We start from the raw sequence: 16,861 nt of genomic DNA on the forward strand, positions 1-16,861 counted from the left end.
GATTCTTCGTATTCCTTGGCACTTACTGGTTTGAAATATTGGTTATGAGGGTCTCGCTCTTTATAGTAGAAATATAATGACGCCAACACTCCTATCGCTATTCCTATTATTAAACATATAAATTTTATCAGTTTTGTTCTATTCATAAGTCTTGGGATTTAATCGTAACATTTTTTTGAAATAGTATAATAGTTTCTCCATGTTTATAGGATGAGTTTCTATACTACTATATCTATAGTTCAATGCTGTTGGATCATTTTTGTCACTTGGCATATCTGTACTTAAAGTAATTATTTTGCCTTTATTGTATATGTATTTTAATAAAGAGCCATTTGGCGTAACTAAATAAATATTCATCTTATTCGCATTTGCATTTTTAAGGTCTTGTTTATTGGACTTTCGTAAATCATCAAATGGTATATATCTATCGCCACGTTTCATGGAAACTCCAGAAAAGTTATTTCCTATATAATTTACATCATATGCTCCATGCGTATGTATTGTTGCTTCCAATTCAAAGCCAATAGAAGAAGAACTCAATATTTCATGAGGTTTTCCTATAGAAGCAACATTATAAGTATAGCCTATTTTTCCTTGTGCATTACGAACCCGAAATATGTTAGAAAAATATTCTCTGTCTTCTCGTATAGAATTATCATTATAGAAATATCCGAAGTCAATGGCTGCTGCATCTGCTGTTGGGAAAAAATCCCATGGATCCTTTCCATCTCTATCCACCATTCGTACAGGATTGTCCAAACAGAACACATACGGGCTGATATGATAATATTTCTCAGTCATTGGGTCCACACTTGTCCAACAGCCAAGTATTTGGTCATACATTCTTGCGCCGTAGTCGTAGAGGCGCAGACCATGTACGAGGTCCAACTCCTTGCCATTGAACTTGTAGCGCTGTAGGTCTGTGTTCTCATCGCAATGGTTGTACTCACCGAAAGTGTTGCCAAAGGGATAATAGTGATTTATCTGCAACCTATTAATCCCTGATGTTTCCTCCATCACCACACGGCTGCTTCCCAAGTGGTCTTTCTCCACGCAGCACCAAGTCAGCGTACTGTCCTGGTTCAAAAGAACATAGCGACCATTGCTCAGCACGGTGGTAGGACGACCGTTCTCATAGAGCACGTTGCCCCAGTAGTCGGTCGTGTTGACCGACTGTATCTTGTCGGCAGTTAACATCTTTGTTTCTCCCCAAGCCAAAGTCTGACCAGGAACAGCTTTGCCATGAATGACTATTTTGTTACTGTCATAGTAATTATACTTCATTTCCTACCCTAAGTATTCATATCCATTTTCCATTACATAGCCATTGCAGTTTGTGTCGAATTCTATCGGTGAATATTTCCTCAATATCACAAAGAGCTCATATATGTCCTTAAGTTCTTGAGTTCTTTCCAGATTAAACTTAAACTCATAAATGGCAAGTTTTCCTACAGATAAGTAAACATACCAACCATCTTTAATGTCAACCCCTGGTTTAGGAACTTTGCCTAATGTCTTTACACGGGATACACATTTGTTTAATTGTAAGATTTGACTATCCGTTAACTTTTTAGAACGATCCAAGAATATCGTATCAAAATTTATCGTAGTAGATGTTAGTTTTCTTTTGTCTATCAAATTAAACATATCATATTTGGCACTACCACAAAGGGTTCGTATAGAGTCTTTCCCATTATATGTAACTTGATAAACCTTTCTTTGCACGATAAAATAGAACATCTCACAAGACATATCAGTAGAAACGGCATCTGTTGACAATGGATTCGTTCCAGCCTTTTTATTCATTTGGCAACTTGCAAAAAAGAATAAAAGAAAAAATAGTGTTATCTTTTGCATACTTTTGATATTATTGTTAATAAAAAAGTCTTATTGCATAACCATGTTCTTTACGTAACTTGTTATCTGTATATTTATAGTTTCCTATAATTCCTGTTGTTACAAGTTCTTCTACAGGAGCACACTTTTTATACATAACTCCTAAATAATTTCGATTTGCGTAAATTTGTTTAATTTTGATATCTACAGATACTCCATTCATGTCTCTAAATCCATGTATCATTTCATGTCCTAAAGCCAAAAACGGCATATTGTTAAAAGATGAAGCATTTCCATTTTTGTCAGCAACGGTTACTTGTGTGCGCCTTATAGGATTAAAATAGACATCACTACCAGGTATCGAGGAGTTACGATTAGGATATTCTTGATTTTCATCATTAGAGAGATGAATTGTCATTTTTCCTTTGTGTGAAATTATGTCACGAACTAAATTAGTTCCTAAAGTAAGTTTTTTATGTCTATTATCCCATCTTTTATTACCATACAAAGTTACATATCCTTGTTTGTCGATATGTAAATTGTCATTTGTCAATCGTTGTAATTCCTTCAATATAGTCATCCTTGTTCTCCAGTCACCATCTATTTGTAATACTTTTCCGTCAGGATCAATAATGTTTACCGGATTATCAGCACAGAACACATACGGGCTGATATGATAATATTTCTCAGCCATTGGGTCCACACTTGTCCAACAGCCAAGTATTTGGTCATACATTCTTGCTCCATAGTCGTAGAGGCGCAGACCATGCACGAGGTCCAACTCCTTGCCATTGAACTTGTAGCGCTGTAGGTCTGTGTTCTCATCGCAATGGTTGTACTCACCGAAAGTGTTGCCAAAGGGATAATAGTGATTTATCTGCAACCTATTAATCCCTGATGTTTCCTCTCTCACCACACGGTTGCTTCCCAAGTGGTCTTTCTCCACGCTGCACCATGTCAGCGTACTGTCTTGGTTCAGAAGAACATAGCGACCATTGCTCAGCATGGTGGTAGGACCATAAGTTTCCTGATGACATAAGAAGTGTCGCATAGGCGTTCGGTAGGTTTTATTATTATTTTAGCGCAAATATAGCAGAAATGTAGGGACGTTGTTATTGAGACATGAGTTTTTTAAGAAAGATTAAACTATATGACTGCTGTTGTTGGCTCCTACTTAGCACCCATATGGAGAACTGATAGTTACAAATGCTATACATGTGTTATCATCCTTGCAATCCAAAGAAACGGTCGCTTAATGCAGGAGAAATCTTATCTGAACACATCCTTGAGATGAACGACCGGCCATTTTGCGCCACTTGCGCCACTGCGCCAAGTGGCACAAATATAGAAAATATAGAAAAAATGGCTGAAAAACGTGGGACAGGCATGTTTGTTTATGAGGAAAAATTGTACTTTTGCCACTGAAATCAAAAATACTTCAACTGAATAAAAAAATGTGTAACAGGAAACATAAGACTTGTGCTACAGAAACATAAGACTTGTGTCATAGAAATTAAAAAGAATCGGAAAATGAAGAAAGATAAATTGCCTCTTGTTACTGCAGTTTCCAGTTTCGATGCTGTGGTCCTATGCGATGGAGATTATCCCTCTCATGCTGTGGCGCTGTCGATACTGCAGCATGCCAAATATCTGGTGTGCTGCGATGGTGCAGGTATGCATTACATTCTGCATGGCGGGACACCTGATGCTATTGTGGGAGATGGCGATTCGCTGCCTGATGACTTCATGAGACGCTATGCCGACTTGGTGCATTTGGTGGACGAACAGGATGACAATGATCAGACGAAGGCCACGCGATTTTGTATGAAGCAAGGAATGAGGCGCATTGCCTACTTGGGATGCACGGGCAAGCGAGAAGACCATACGCTCTGCAACATCTCGCTGATTATGCGATATATGCGAGAGTGGGGGCTCGACGTGACGATGATTACCGACACCGGATATTTTGTTCCAGCTTCAGGGCTTCAGTCTTTCGAGACCTTTGCGCGGCAACAGGTGAGTATCTTCAACTTTGGCTGTACGAGGCTTTCTGCCGAGGGACTCAAATGGAAGCCTTATCCCTATAAGGAATGGTGGCAGGGCGGACTCAACGAGGCTTTGGACAACGAGGTGGTGATGGATGGCGATGGCGACTATCTGATGTTTTTCACCTTCGATGCCAAAGTTCCAAAACCATAAGCAGAGTACTGGAACGAAAAAGGGGAGGCAAACCTCATCTCAAGGTCCGTCTCCCCGCTACTTATAGTTAAAAATAACCGATATTATTTGTTCAGATATTTATCTACCTGGGCAGCAATCTTTCGACCGCTTGCCATGGCTCTTACGACAAGGCTTGCACCATTGGCAGCATCGCCAGCTACAAACACATTGTCGGCAAACTCAGGCTGCTGTGGCTTCAGGAATCCCATGGCAAGGAACACAGCTTCGGCCTTGATAATCTCGGGCTTTCCTGCTTCTACCATCAGCGGACGACCGCCTTCAGGATTTGGTTTCCAGTCTATCTGTTGTACTTTGACACCTGTCAGTTTGCCGTTCTTGCCCAGGAACTCGAGTGAGTTGATGTTCCAGCGGCGGGTGCAGCCTTCCTCATGACTGGATGTAGTCTTGAGAGTGCGAGGCCAGTTTGGCCATGGATTCTTAGGATCTTCAGGACCTTCTACAGGCTTAGGCATGATTTCTATCTGTGTCACGCTCTTGCAACCCTGTCGATGAGCAGTTCCGATGCAGTCGCTGCCCGTATCGCCACCACCGATGACAAGAACGTCCTTGCCTTTGCAGTTGACGAGCTCGTCCTTTCCGAACTCCATGCCTGCGAGGATGCGGTTCTGCTGAGAGAGCAGTTCGAGAGCGAAGTAAACTCCCTTGAGCTCGCGTCCAGGAATCTTGAGGTCGCGTGCAGTAGGCGTACCAGTGGAAACCACATAGGCATCGAAGCCTTCGGGCAGTTTGTTGACGTCGATGTGCTGATTGTATTTGAACTCGATGCCTTCTTCCTCGAGAAGATGCAGACGGCGGTCGATGATGCTCTTGTTGAGCTTGAAGTTAGGAATGCCGTAACGCAGCAAGCCACCAGCGTTCTCGCGAGCCTCGAAGACTGTCACCTTATAGCCTTTATGGTTGAGCTGGTTGGCAGCGACAAGTCCGGCAGGTCCTGCACCGATGACGGCAATGGTCTTGCCGTTGCGTTCTGGTATTTCTACGTGTACATAGTCTTCAGAGAAAGCGTGCTCAACGATGGCGCACTCGTCTTCACGGTTGGTGGTAGGCTCGTGGTCCATGAGGTTGAGGATACAGGCTTTCTCGCAGAGAGCAGGACAGATGCGGCCTGTGAACTCAGGAAAGTCGTTGGTGGAGTTGAGCAGGCGGTAAGCCAGTTCCCAGTCACCCTTGTAGAGGGCGTCGTTCCACTCAGGAGCCTTGTTGCCCAACGGACAAGCCCAGTGACAGAAGGGCACACCGCAATCCATGCAGCGCGAAGCCTGCTGTCGGCGGTCGTTGCTGTTTAATGTTTGTTCTACCTCGCTGAAGTCGAGGATTCTATCGTGTATTGGTCTATAGCCTGCTTCCTTGCGGGGTATAGTCAAAAATGCTTTTGGATTTCCCATCTTCTTTTAAAAGTAAAAGGGTAAAAAGGTAAAAAGGTAAAAAGACATTCTTGCTTGCTACTTGCTGCCATTTACTTAAACCTAATGTTACCTTTATTATTAATTTATTTATTACTCGACATTTTGCCGAATTCAAGGCAAAGGAAAAGGGGGCTAAGGCTCTTTTTACCTTTTTACCCTTTTTCCTTTTTACCTTTATTAATAGTCTCGCTGCATATCTGCAATCTTCTGCTGCAGCTTCTTTACCTGCTCTTCCTGCAGCACACGCTTATACTCGATAGGCACTACCTGGATGAAGTCTTCCACATAGTGGTTCCAGTCGTCGAGCATGGTGCGGGCGAGCTTACTGCCTGTATAGAGATAATGCTGGCGGATGAGTTCGTGCAGCTCCTTGCGATAGGTGCTGTCCTCGACGAGGTTGATTTCCACCATGTCCATGTTGCAGAAGTAGTCGAAGTTGTGGTTCTTGTCCCATACGTAGGCCACACCGCCACTCATACCTGCGGCAAAGTTGCGGCCCGTCTCGCCGAGCACTACCACGCGTCCGCCTGTCATGTACTCGCAACAGTGGTCGCCAGCACCCTCGATGACAGCGATGGCACCAGAGTTGCGCACACCGAAGCGTTCGCCTACCTTACCGTTGATATACAGCTCGCCCGATGTGGCTCCATAGAGTCCGGTATTGCCGGCGATGATGTTGTCTTCGGCAGAGAAGTTGCTGCGGATAGGAGGCAGGATGGAAATACGGCCTCCTGACAGTCCCTTGGCGAAATAGTCGTTGGTCTCGCCTTCCAACTTGAAGTCGACACCCTTGACAAGGAAGGCTCCGAAGCTCTGACCGGCAGAGCCCTTGAACTTCACATTCACTGTCTTGTCAGGCAGACCAGCCTCGCCGTACTTGGCAGCGATAGCGCCACTGAGCATTGCTCCGGCAGCACGGTCGGTATTCTTGATGGCAAAGTCGAGGTTGACTTCCTCTTGCTTCTCGATGGCTTTCTGTGCGCCGCGAACGAGCTGCTGGTCGAGCACGTTGGCAAGATCGTGTATCTGTTCGGTGGTGTGATAGAGTGAGCCATGACCCGCCTCGCGATGCAACAGGCGAGAGAAGTCGAGAAGGTCGGCTTTCTGCTCGATAAACTTTGCGGTAGCGCTGTCTACGGCTTCGCTTCCTTCGGCAGGAACCACTTCCTCGTCGCTCTTGCGAACGATGAGTTCGGTATGACCGATGATGTCGTTGAGTGAGGTGTAACCCATCTCAGCCAAGTACTCGCGCACCTCCTCGGCGAGGAAGCGGAAGTAGTTGATGAGGTATTTGTAGCTGCCGCGGAAGTGGGCGCGCAGCTTAGGATCCTGTGTGGCAACACCCATAGGACAGGTGTTGAGATTACATTTGCGCATCATGACACAACCCAGGACGATGAGTGCAGCAGTACCGAAGCTGTACTCCTCGGCGCCGAGCAGAGCCATGAGAATGATGTCGCGTCCGCTCTTCAGCTGGCCGTCTACCTGCAGGCGAACCTGTCCGCGAAGACCGTTCTTCACCAATGTCTGCTGTGTCTCAGAGAGACCTATCTCTGGCGAGATACCGGCAAATCGCATGCTGGAAGCAGGGCTTGCACCCGTTCCACCCTCGGCTCCGGAGATGACGATGAGGTCGGCCTTAGCCTTTGCCACACCGGCAGCAATGGTTCCTACGCCGCTCTCGGCAACGAGTTTTACAGAGATGGCTGCGCGTGGGTTCACGTTCTTCAGGTCGAAGATGAGCTGAGCCAGGTCCTCAATACTGTAGATGTCGTGATGAGGTGGTGGCGAGATGAGGCTGATGCCAGGAATGGAGTGACGTGTCTTGGCGATGACCTCGTTGACCTTAAAGCCAGGCAACTGTCCGCCCTCACCAGGCTTGGCACCCTGTGCCACCTTGATCTGTATTTCCTCGGCATTGACGAGGTATTCGGTTGTCACGCCGAAACGTCCCGAAGCCACCTGCTTGGTTTTGCTGGAGAGGCTGATGCCATCCTGAGTAGAATGGAATCGCTCGTTGTCCTCGCCTCCCTCACCCGTGTTGCTGCGTGCACCGAGGGCGTTCATGGCCAGAGCCATAGCCTCGTGGGCTTCCTTTGAGAGGGCTCCGAAGCTCATGGCTCCGGTGACGAAGTGCTTCACGATTTCCTCTACAGGCTCTACCTTGTCGATAGAGATAGGATTCTTGCGGAAGGCGAAGAAGTCGCGGATGAAGATAGGCTCCTGCTTGTTGTCGACAAGATGAGTGTATTTCTTGAACAGCTGGTAGTCGCCCTTGCGGGTGGCAAGCTGCAGAGTGGCTATAGTCTCAGGATTCCAGGCATGCTTGATGCCGTCCTTGCGATAGTGGAACTGTCCCATGCTGGGCAGGAAGTCGAGCTTCTTTGTGGCGAAGGCCTTGTCGTGCAGCAGGATGGCGTCGCGGGCGATTGTCTCAAGACCTATACCGCCGATGGTGCTTACCTCGGTGCCGAAATAGTTCTTCAGCAGACTCTCGCTCAGACCGATGCTCTCGAAGATCTTGGCTCCGCGATAGCTGCGGATGGTGGAGATTCCCATCTTGGCCATGATCTTGAACAGGCCTTTCTTCACAGCCTTGATGTAGTTCTGTTCGGCTGTGTGATAGTCTTCCTGTATCTTGCTCTTCTTTACCAGGTCGTCGAGGATGGCGTAGGTGAGGTAAGGGCAGAGTGCTGATGCACCATAGCCCAGAAGCAGTGCGGCGTGCATCACCTCGCGAATCTCACCGCTCTCTACGATGAGGGCTGTCTGTACGCGCTTGCCAGCGTCGATGAGATAGTGGTGTACGGCGCTCACGGCGAGCAATGATGGGATGGCTGCATGAGTGGCGTCGACATCGCGGTCGCTCAGGATGATGTAGTTGTAACCGTCATCAACACTCTGGGCTGCCTGCTTGCACAGCTCGTCGAGAGCCTCGTGAAGACCTTCCTCGCCCTTGGCAGTCTCGAACACCATGTGGAGCTTGACGGTGTTGAAGCCCTTGTAGCGTATGTTCTGCAGAATGTCGAGCTGGGTGTTGGTCAGGATTGGATGTGGCAGGCGAACCATCTTGCAGTTGCTCTCGTCGGGATTCAGGATGCCTGAACCCACACGGCCGATGTACTCGGTGAGACTCATCACGAGGTTCTCGCGGATGGAGTCGATGGCAGGGTTGGTGACCTGTGCAAACTGCTGACGGAAGTAGTTGAAGAATATTTGTGGCTGGTCGGAGAGCACAGCCAGTGGCGTGTCGTTACCCATAGAGGCTGTAGGCTCCTGGCCCTTGGTGGCCATCGGGATGATGGTTCCGTCGATGTCTTCCTCGCCGAAGCCGAACTCCAGTTCCTTGCGGGTGAGGTTCTCTATGGCGTTCTCCACCTTGCGGCCGCTGCGGAGTTTCTCCAACTCGATGCGGTTGGTGTTGAGCCACTGGCGGTAAGGATGCTGGGCAGCCAGACGCTCCTTGATTTCGCCATCGTAGTATATCTTGCCTTCCTGTGTGTCGATGAGAAGGATCTTACCAGGCTGCAGACGACCTTTCTCTGCCACCTCGGAAGGATCGAAGTCCATGACGCCCACCTCGGAGGCCACTACCATCATGTCGTTCTTGGTGATGGTGTAGCGGGCAGGACGAAGACCGTTTCTGTCGAGCATACCGCCGGCATATCGTCCGTCGCTGAAGAGCAGAGCGGCAGGTCCGTCCCAAGGCTCCATCAGGATAGAGTGATACTCGTAGAAGGCCTTGAGGTCTTCAGAGATAGGATTCTTGTCGTTGAAGCTCTCTGGTACCATGACAGCCATGGCGTGAGGCAGCGACAAACCGCTCATCACGAAGAACTCGAATACGTTGTCGAGGCTGGCAGAGTCGCTCATGCCAGGCTGTACGATAGGCGAGATTTCGCGAATGTCGCCCAGAGCCTCGCTGCTGAGCACACTCTCGCGTGCCTTCATCCAGCCGCGGTTGCCTCGTATGGTGTTGATCTCACCGTTGTGGCAGAGCAGACGGAAAGGCTGAGCCAGGCTCCATGTTGGGAAGGTGTTGGTAGAGAAGCGTGAATGGACGAGAGCCAGACCGCTGGTAAAGTAATTATTGGTGAGGTCGGGATAATACTGGCGCAACTGCAGGCTGCTCAGCATGCCCTTGTAAACGATGTTCGAATTGGACAACGAACAGATGTAGAAGTCGGGGTCGCTGATGCGCTTCTCGATGCGTTTGCGTACGAGGTAGAGGATTCGCTCGAAGACAGGCACCTTGTCGTCGGTGACGCCTGTGATGAACACTTGTTTGATGGCGGGTTCATTGCTCAGTGCGGCCTCTCCCAGACACTCTGGGTTGGTAGGCACGTTGCGCAGGTGCATGAGCTGAAGTCCCTCGCGCTCTATCTCCTCGATCATGATGGAGAGGATGTCCTGCTGTTTCTTTTCGTCTTTAGGCAGGAAGATGAGGCCTGTGCCATATTTGCCTTTCTCGGGCACAGGAATACCTTGAAGAAGAATAAACTCGTGCGGAATCTGGAGCATGATACCGGCACCGTCGCCCGTCTTGTTGTCGGCACCCTCAGCGCCACGATGGCGCATGTTCTCGAGTACCTTCAGGGCATTGTCTACCAGCTCATGGCTCTTGTTGCCGTGGATGTTAACCACCATTCCTACGCCACACGCATCGTGCTCATAGGTTGAACTGTACAATCCTTTTTCCATTTCTTGTTCGTTTTATATTTATCGGTTATTCTATACAATGTTAAATATTGAAAGTCAAGTGATTGAATGATGAATCAGGCTTATGCCATTGAGCATTTGAATTCTTCATTCTTCACTCTTCACTTATTTATACGCCTGTTCGTGCACTCCGGCTACAGCTCGGCCGCTGGGGTCGTTCTGGTTCTTGAATGAGGCGTCCCATGCCAGAGCCTCGGCGGTAGAGCAAGCCACACTGGGCACGCTTGGCACGCTGCGGGCAGCGCTGTCGCTGGGGAAATGCTCGGCGAAGATAGAGCGATAGTAGTATTCCTCCTTGTTCTGTGGAGGGTTGATGGGGAATCGCTCGGCGGCATGAGCCATCTGCTCGTCGCTTACTGCCGAGGCGGTGATCTGTTTCAGCGTGTCTATCCACGAATAGCCCACACCGTCGGAGAACTGCTCTTTCTGTCGCCATGCCACCTCTTCGGGCAACAAGTCGGCAAAGGCCTCGCGTACTACTTTCTTCTCGATGGTCTTGTCGGGACACATCTTCAGCACGGGGCTCATGCCCATGGCCACGTCGAGGAACTCCTTGTCGAGGAAGGGCACACGGCCCTCGATGCCCCAGGCAGCCAGACTCTTGTTGGCTCTCAGACAGTCGTAGAGATAGAGTTTGCCGAGCTTGCGGACGGTTTCCTCGTGGAAGGCCTTGGCGTCGGGTGCTTTGTGGAAGTAGAGATAGCCGCCAAACACCTCGTCGGCTCCCTCGCCCGAAAGCACCATCTTGATGCCCATGCTGCGGATGACGCGTGCCAGCAGATACATAGGTGTAGAGGCGCGCACGGTGGTGACGTCGTAAGTCTCGATGAAGTAGATGACGTCGCGGATGGCATCGAGTCCTTCCTGTATGGTGTAGTTGATTTCGTGATGCACGGTTCCGATGTGCTCTGCCACCAATCGGGCTTTAGCCAGGTCGGGGGCTCCCTTCAGTCCTACGGCGAAGGAGTGCAACCGTGGCCAGTAGGCTTGTGTCTCGCCTCCGTTCTCTACACGTATGGCAGAGAATTTCTCGGCAACGGCCGAGATGACCGAAGAGTCGAGTCCGCCGCTGAGCAGCACTCCGTAGGGCACGTCGCTCATCAGTTGTCGCTTCACCGAAGCCTCAAGTGCGTCGTGTATCTGGTCGACGGCAGCCTGCTCCTGTGGTGCAGCCTCTTCCAACTGTTCGGCAGCTTTCTTGCTGTCGTCGATGTTGTATTTCTTTTGCATGGCAGCATACTCAAACCAGTCGCGTGTGTAGTAGCGCTTCATGCCTGGAGTCTTGCTGTAGTAATAATGTCCTGGGAGGAAAGGCTCGTAGTGGTCGCATTGTCCTTCGAGTGCCTTGAGTTCGGAAGCCACCATCACCTTGCCGTCGTTGTCGTAGCCGATATAGAGTGGAATCACGCCGATGGGGTCGCGTGCAATCAGAAATTCGTCGTGCTCTGCGTCGTAGAGGGCGAAGGCAAAGATGCCGTTCAGCTCTTCAAGCATCTGGCAGATGCGTGCGTGTACGGCATCCTCTCCCTGATAGATCAGTGTGGCGAAGTCGGTGTCGGCGCGCATCTCGCGATAGAGCGACAGGATGACCTCGCAGTCGCTGCCTGTCTGATATTGATAGTGTCCGGCAAACCGTGAGCGGATGTCCTGATGATTGTAAATCTCGCCGTTTACGGCAAGTACTTGTTTCTTGTCGGGTGAGAAGAGGGGCTGTCGACCGCTTTCTGGGTCTACGATACTCAGGCGCTCATGAGCCAGGATGGCTGAACCGCCGCAGTAGATGCCGCTCCAGTCTGGTCCGCGATGGCGGATTTTCTGACTCATGCGCAGTGCTTGCTGTCGCAGTTCGGGAGTTTGCTCCTGAATGTTGAAGATAGATACGATTCCACACATAATAGCTTTTCCTTTCTTTTACGGTTATTTATAACACTTTGCTAAGTATTGGGTGCAAAATTACTACAATTTGATATAATAAGGAAAGGTTTGCTTACAATTTGTGTTAGTTTTGTATGCTTTGTTTTAATCTTGAAGCTATTATTATTGTATTGCTTTCATATTGTAAGTATTCTATAGTTTAAACATTACAATTTGAAAGTTTGTTTGAAAAATAAGAGGAAAATCAAAGTGCTTTAAAAAACAGATGCCGACAGTTCGGGGGGAACTATCGGCATCTTTGCCATTGCCTTCAAAAGTGTGAAGGCTTTGTGATTTAATCAAGAAATAACTTAAAAACCCAATATGCGTTTTTCATTATGGCTGGAGAGTGAAGCCTACCACGAAGTAAGCCTTCTGCGAACTTGGGTTGGCTGCCACCTGAGCAAAGACAGGAACCGAGAAACTGTCGGTGATTTTCAAGTCCTTGGTTGCCTTTACTGCTACGTTGGTCACAGCGAAGCCAGAGGCGTCGGCATAATAGTCTGTGGCATAAGGTACAGCACCTAAAGTGCCCTGCCAGTCAAGACCTGCGAGGCGGAATGGTACTGTGGCTTCTACATAAGAAGAATAAGCGCGGTCGCCGTCTTTGTTCAGTCCGTCATGACCTGCAAAGTTGGTGTACCAGTTGAGTGCTACAGGACCGAAGTCATAACCCACGTTGGCCTCGAATGTATGGGCTGTCTTGTGGGCATCGTAGAGGAAGTAGCGTTCGCCCTCTGTGTCGAAATAATAGTCTGTCACACCGATGTGGAAACCGCCTGTCTGATAAGCCAGGGTGAGGTCGAACTCCTTGGTGTCTTCCCATTTGGAGAGTCCTACGCTTCCCCATGCTGTGAGCGAGAGACCTTTCCAGCTCAGTCCGAGTGTAGGCTGCAATGACACCTGTCCTAATTCCTGACCACGCCAGATGTACTGGCTTACAACATCGGCAGCTACATTTGCCTCGATCTTATCCTGTGCCTGGGCACCCGTGGCGCATGCTGCCAATGTGAGTGCCAACAATCCAATCTTCTTCAAACTTTTCATACTCATTCTTTTTTTAGTGTTAATACTCAGTTTCCTAAGGTTGTGGCAGCTGCTCATCTTCTGTTGATTGCAGCAGCTGCCCAATCTTTATTTTTTTCTCGTATACTCCAGTTGCCACAGATTAGTTGTAGCAGCTCTCACCGTGCTCGTAGATATCGAGACCTTCTTCCTCGATTCGCTTGTCAACACGCAGACCGGCAATCTTCTTGATGCCCCAGAAGAGGATGATACCTGTTACGGCAGCCCAAATGTCGATGATGATGATACCGAAGCACTGTGCACCGAAGAATCCGAAGCCACCGCCGTAGAAGGCGCCGCCGTCGAGGGCGAAGAGACCTGTCATCACGGTACCGAAGATACCGCATACACCGTGTACTGAGCTTGCACCTACAGGGTCGTCGATGTGGAGCTTCACGTCGATGAACTCGATAGAGAACACAAGGATGATACCTGCCAAGAGACCGATGATGGCTGCACCCAATGGGCTAACCAAGTCGCAACCTGCAGTGATGGCTACCAAACCTGCCAAGATACCGTTCAGAGTCAGTGAGAATGAAGGCTTGCCATACTTGATCCAAGAGGTGAACATGGTTCCAAGACCACCGCATACAGCTGCGAGGTTGGTTGTCAGGAACACGTGGCTGATGGCTACGCGGTTTACTTCGCCAGAAGCAGCGAGCTGAGAACCCGGGTTGAATCCGAACCATCCGAACCAGAGGATGAATACACCGAGAGCTGCAGCCATGAGGTTGTGACCAGGGATGGCAGTGCTCTTGCCGTTGCGATACTTGCCCAGACGAGGACCCAGGCAGATAGCACCTACCAATGCCAATACACCACCTACACTGTGAACAATGGCAGAACCTGCGAAGTCGTGGAAGGCAGCACCAAAGGTGTTCATCATGAATGAGCCTGCGTCAGCGTTGCAAAGCCAGCCGCCACCCCATGTCCAGTGACCCTCGACAGGGTAGATAATCAATGAGATGAAGAATGAATAAATGCAGTACATGGAGAACTTGGTACGTTCTGCCATAGCTCCTGACACGATGGTGGCGCTGGTGGCGCAGAATACGGTCTGGAACATCAGGAAGCCTTCTGTAGGAAGACCAGCTGCATGCTTGTAGAAAGAAAGGTCGCCAAAGTTAGGCATGCCGATGAATCCGGCGCCGTCGCTGCCAAACATAAATCCGAAACCTACGAACCAGAAAAGAACGGAACCGACCATGAAGTCGACGAAGTTCTTGAACAAGATGTTCGCGGTGTTTTTACTACGGGTGAAGCCCGCCTCGCAGAGGGCAAAGCCCGGCTGCATGAAAAAGACCAACATGGCTGCCAACAGCATCCACACGGTATCTAATGAAATTCCTAAATCCTGTACACTCATAATCTTTTTACTGTTTAGTGTGTAGTGACTGTTGTCTTGTCAGGCTTGTGTCCTCACTACACAAGATTAATTAAAAACTTTAAGAAAACGTTTAATGCCCTGTCTCCGTTTGAAGTGTCTGTGTCTGTCCTTTGTTAGAACTTTTATCCTTTGCTTGAAATGTAGTCCTTACAAGTAAACACTAAGCATTAAACTTTATACATTAATCATTATTTCTCCTGCTCGGCATTATAGAGGGCGATGTCGCCTCGCTCGCCTGTACGGATACGGATAGTGTCCTCTACAGGGATGACAAAGATACGACCATCACCAATCTCGCCTGTGCGGGCTGCCTCCTGGATGGCATTGATAGTTTTCTCTACGTTCTTGTCGCGTACAACGATATTCATCAGCACGCGCTCGATACTGCTCGTGTCGTACATCACACCACGATAGATGCGTGCCTGTCGCATTTTACCCTCGCCACGTACATCGTAGTAAGAGAACCACTCGATGTCGGCTGCAAGCAATGCTTCCTTCACATCCTCGAACTTGGTCTTACGGATGATTGCTTCAATCTTTTTCATAACTAATCTCTCCTATTATTATAGATTTGTAACTATTTGTTCTATTTCTTTTATGAAACGATAACAATATGTATGTTTACGACTGCAAAATTACAACATTTTGATAGTTATTTAATGATAATAACTTACTTTTTGTTATAGTATTTTTCGTTTGCTTTCAATAATAAACTATTTTGCTTATTATAGTTAGCAAAGTGAAAGTAAAACTGTGTGCTTTAGTTTTATTTTGATATTTTTCGTCTTTTTCTCGTTATAGGCTTCTTTTGGTGAGGTAGAAATAGGGATGGAGAAGATAATATTGAATTTATTCGAGCTGTACGGTTGAAACGCCCCAAAAAGGGAAAAACTCTTAGAAGCAGCATGCCCTACCCAAAAGGTGGAAAAACTCTTAGAAGCAGCACGCCCTACCCAAAAAGGGAAAAACTCTTAGAAGCAGCACGCCCTACCCAAAAGGTGGAAAAACTCTTAGAAGCAGCACGCCCTGAAGGGGCAGAAGCTCTTAGCCCAGGGCAACGCCCTGGGTTATTTTGTAGCGTTAGCCTATCGCCCTGTAAGGGCAAAAGCTTTAAAACTCGTGGCAATTTACAAAGCTTTTGCCCTTACAGGGCGCCTTGCAGATTGGCATTATACCCAGGGCGTTGCCCTGGGCTAAGAGCTTCTGCCCCTTCAGGGCGTGCTGCTTATGTCCATAACAACCTGGGCTAAGAGCTTCTGCCCTTTCAGGGCGTGCTGCTTATGTCCATAACAACCTGGGCTAAGAGCTTCTGCCCCTTCAGGGCGTGCTGCTTGTGTCCATAACAACCTGGGCTAAGAGCTTCTGCCCTTTCAGGGCGTATTGGGTAATTTCAACCGTACACTTCTTTAACTTCTGAACTTGCGAAAGTTGAGCATATATATAATAAGGAGTTGACTCCTCAAATTAACTCCTTGACTCCTTTTTCGAAATTTCTTCGAAAAAAATGCCCAAAAAGTATACAGTTGAAGAAAAAAGTAGTATATTTGCCACAGGAAAATGAAAAACAACAATGGGATAGGAAAATTAAGGTAGGAGTGTAGATGGATGCAAACCCACTAAGACTCTCGATGTGGTGGTGTCGAAAGGCAACTCGTCGAGCGCAGTTTGTGTCGTAATCGTCCTGTCTCTGTATGATGACAAGAGGCTACTGCAAGCAAAATAGTTTCAAGTTCTTGTACTTAGAAAAGCGAAAATGACTAATGACTAAAAAATAACAGTTAAATGATGGTTTATATGTTGTGTCCGTCCTGTTGTTTCCCCGATTCTGGTGGCCGGGCCTTTGTCTGCGGGAGAGGCGGATCTTAAGAAATAGTTGGGGCATTTGTTACAGCCCTTGTGTCGGGTGTCTTGTTGGTTGCCCGATGTCGTCTGTCGGCCTTGGAGTAGTGCTCTTTTTGGGTCTTAATAGATGACTGGCGCCTGTCGTCTATTGTGACCGACCTTGGTCGTAATAGATGCCCCCTGAGAGGCTCTTGTCACACTTCCTTTGGTTGACGATGCAAAGATACAACAAAAAGCAACTTTTTGCAATAGTTTGTTCGGACTTTGTGCTAAAAAGTGCCCATATTTTTAATATTTATACTGAAAATCAAGCAGTTACAAAACCATTAAATGTAAGCCATCATAAGAGGGAAAGTGTGTCATTTTTGTCAAAGTCATTTTTGTCATTTTCAAAAAGCAAAACACTTTTTCTCCTCTATAAAGAATATATATAAATATATATAAATATAAA

Annotated in this window: 10 protein-coding genes; 1 reads left to right on the forward strand and 9 read right to left on the reverse strand. The window is 48.0% G+C overall.

Annotated features, from left to right (window positions below; translation table 11 throughout):
- Window positions 1-138 precede the first annotated feature (138 nt).
- From F7D20_RS12275 to F7D20_RS12285, 3 genes are read right to left on the reverse strand one after another with little or no spacing between them, the layout of a single operon-like run.
- A complete protein-coding gene (locus tag F7D20_RS12275; RefSeq protein WP_158464295.1) occupies window positions 139-1,284 on the reverse strand; it encodes a DUF4329 domain-containing protein in 1,146 nt (381 codons plus the stop codon).
- A 3-nt stretch (window positions 1,285-1,287) separates the two neighbouring features.
- Window positions 1,288-1,857: a hypothetical protein gene (locus F7D20_RS12280; protein ID WP_158464296.1), complete on the reverse strand. Its 570-nt coding sequence runs from the start codon at window positions 1,855-1,857 to the stop codon at window positions 1,288-1,290.
- A gap of 16 nt (window positions 1,858-1,873) precedes the next feature.
- A complete protein-coding gene (locus F7D20_RS12285; protein WP_228114188.1) occupies window positions 1,874-2,842 on the reverse strand; it encodes an RHS repeat-associated core domain-containing protein in 969 nt (322 codons plus the stop codon).
- A gap of 524 nt (window positions 2,843-3,366) precedes the next feature.
- On the opposite strand from F7D20_RS12285, the gene F7D20_RS12290 reads away from it, so the two are divergent.
- Entirely contained in the window at window positions 3,367-4,035 is a 669-nt protein-coding gene (locus F7D20_RS12290; RefSeq protein ID WP_158464298.1) for a thiamine diphosphokinase, read from the forward strand.
- An 83-nt stretch (window positions 4,036-4,118) separates the two neighbouring features.
- Here the strand turns inward: F7D20_RS12290 and F7D20_RS12295 are convergent, their stop codons facing one another.
- The 6 genes from F7D20_RS12295 to F7D20_RS12320 all read right to left on the reverse strand — a co-directional run bounded on the left by F7D20_RS12295 (window position 4,119) and on the right by F7D20_RS12320 (window position 15,113).
- Window positions 4,119-5,462: a glutamate synthase subunit beta gene (locus tag F7D20_RS12295; RefSeq protein WP_158464299.1), complete on the reverse strand. Its 1,344-nt coding sequence runs from the start codon at window positions 5,460-5,462 to the stop codon at window positions 4,119-4,121.
- A gap of 198 nt (window positions 5,463-5,660) precedes the next feature.
- Window positions 5,661-10,184, reverse strand: a complete 4,524-nt coding sequence (gene gltB, locus F7D20_RS12300) for a glutamate synthase large subunit (protein ID WP_158464300.1) — start codon at window positions 10,182-10,184, stop codon at window positions 5,661-5,663.
- A 123-nt stretch (window positions 10,185-10,307) separates the two neighbouring features.
- Complete coding sequence (gene asnB / locus F7D20_RS12305) at window positions 10,308-12,095, reverse strand: asparagine synthase B (RefSeq protein ID WP_158464301.1); 1,788 nt, start codon at window positions 12,093-12,095, stop codon at window positions 10,308-10,310.
- 357 nt (window positions 12,096-12,452) lie between these two features.
- Complete coding sequence (locus F7D20_RS12310; protein WP_437182675.1) at window positions 12,453-13,169, reverse strand: hypothetical protein; 717 nt, start codon at window positions 13,167-13,169, stop codon at window positions 12,453-12,455.
- 115 nt (window positions 13,170-13,284) lie between these two features.
- A complete protein-coding gene (locus tag F7D20_RS12315) occupies window positions 13,285-14,547 on the reverse strand; it encodes an ammonium transporter (RefSeq protein WP_158464302.1) in 1,263 nt (420 codons plus the stop codon).
- A gap of 209 nt (window positions 14,548-14,756) precedes the next feature.
- Window positions 14,757-15,113: a P-II family nitrogen regulator gene (locus tag F7D20_RS12320; protein WP_158464303.1), complete on the reverse strand. Its 357-nt coding sequence runs from the start codon at window positions 15,111-15,113 to the stop codon at window positions 14,757-14,759.
- Window positions 15,114-16,861: the final 1,748 nt, after the last annotated feature.

Origin of the sequence: Segatella copri (assembly GCF_009495355.1) — a bacterium.
Lineage (GTDB): Bacteria > Bacteroidota > Bacteroidia > Bacteroidales > Bacteroidaceae > Prevotella.

What these genes read in the sequence shown, in the direction of transcription:
- F7D20_RS12275 (WP_158464295.1), bottom strand. Translation starts at nt 1,284, where the DNA reads ATGAAGTATAATTACTATGACAGTAACAAAATAGTCATTCATGGCAAA.
- F7D20_RS12280 (WP_158464296.1), bottom strand. Translation starts at nt 1,857, where the DNA reads ATGCAAAAGATAACACTATTTTTTCTTTTATTCTTTTTTGCAAGTTGC.
- F7D20_RS12285 (WP_228114188.1), bottom strand. Translation starts at nt 2,842, where the DNA reads ATGCTGAGCAATGGTCGCTATGTTCTTCTGAACCAAGACAGTACGCTG.
- F7D20_RS12290 (WP_158464298.1), top strand. Translation starts at nt 3,367, where the DNA reads ATGAAGAAAGATAAATTGCCTCTTGTTACTGCAGTTTCCAGTTTCGAT.
- F7D20_RS12295 (WP_158464299.1), bottom strand. Translation starts at nt 5,462, where the DNA reads ATGGGAAATCCAAAAGCATTTTTGACTATACCCCGCAAGGAAGCAGGC.
- gltB (WP_158464300.1), bottom strand. Translation starts at nt 10,184, where the DNA reads ATGGAAAAAGGATTGTACAGTTCAACCTATGAGCACGATGCGTGTGGC.
- asnB (WP_158464301.1), bottom strand. Translation starts at nt 12,095, where the DNA reads ATGTGTGGAATCGTATCTATCTTCAACATTCAGGAGCAAACTCCCGAA.
- F7D20_RS12310 (WP_437182675.1), bottom strand. Translation starts at nt 13,169, where the DNA reads ATGAGTATGAAAAGTTTGAAGAAGATTGGATTGTTGGCACTCACATTG.
- F7D20_RS12315 (WP_158464302.1), bottom strand. Translation starts at nt 14,547, where the DNA reads ATGAGTGTACAGGATTTAGGAATTTCATTAGATACCGTGTGGATGCTG.
- F7D20_RS12320 (WP_158464303.1), bottom strand. Translation starts at nt 15,113, where the DNA reads ATGAAAAAGATTGAAGCAATCATCCGTAAGACCAAGTTCGAGGATGTG.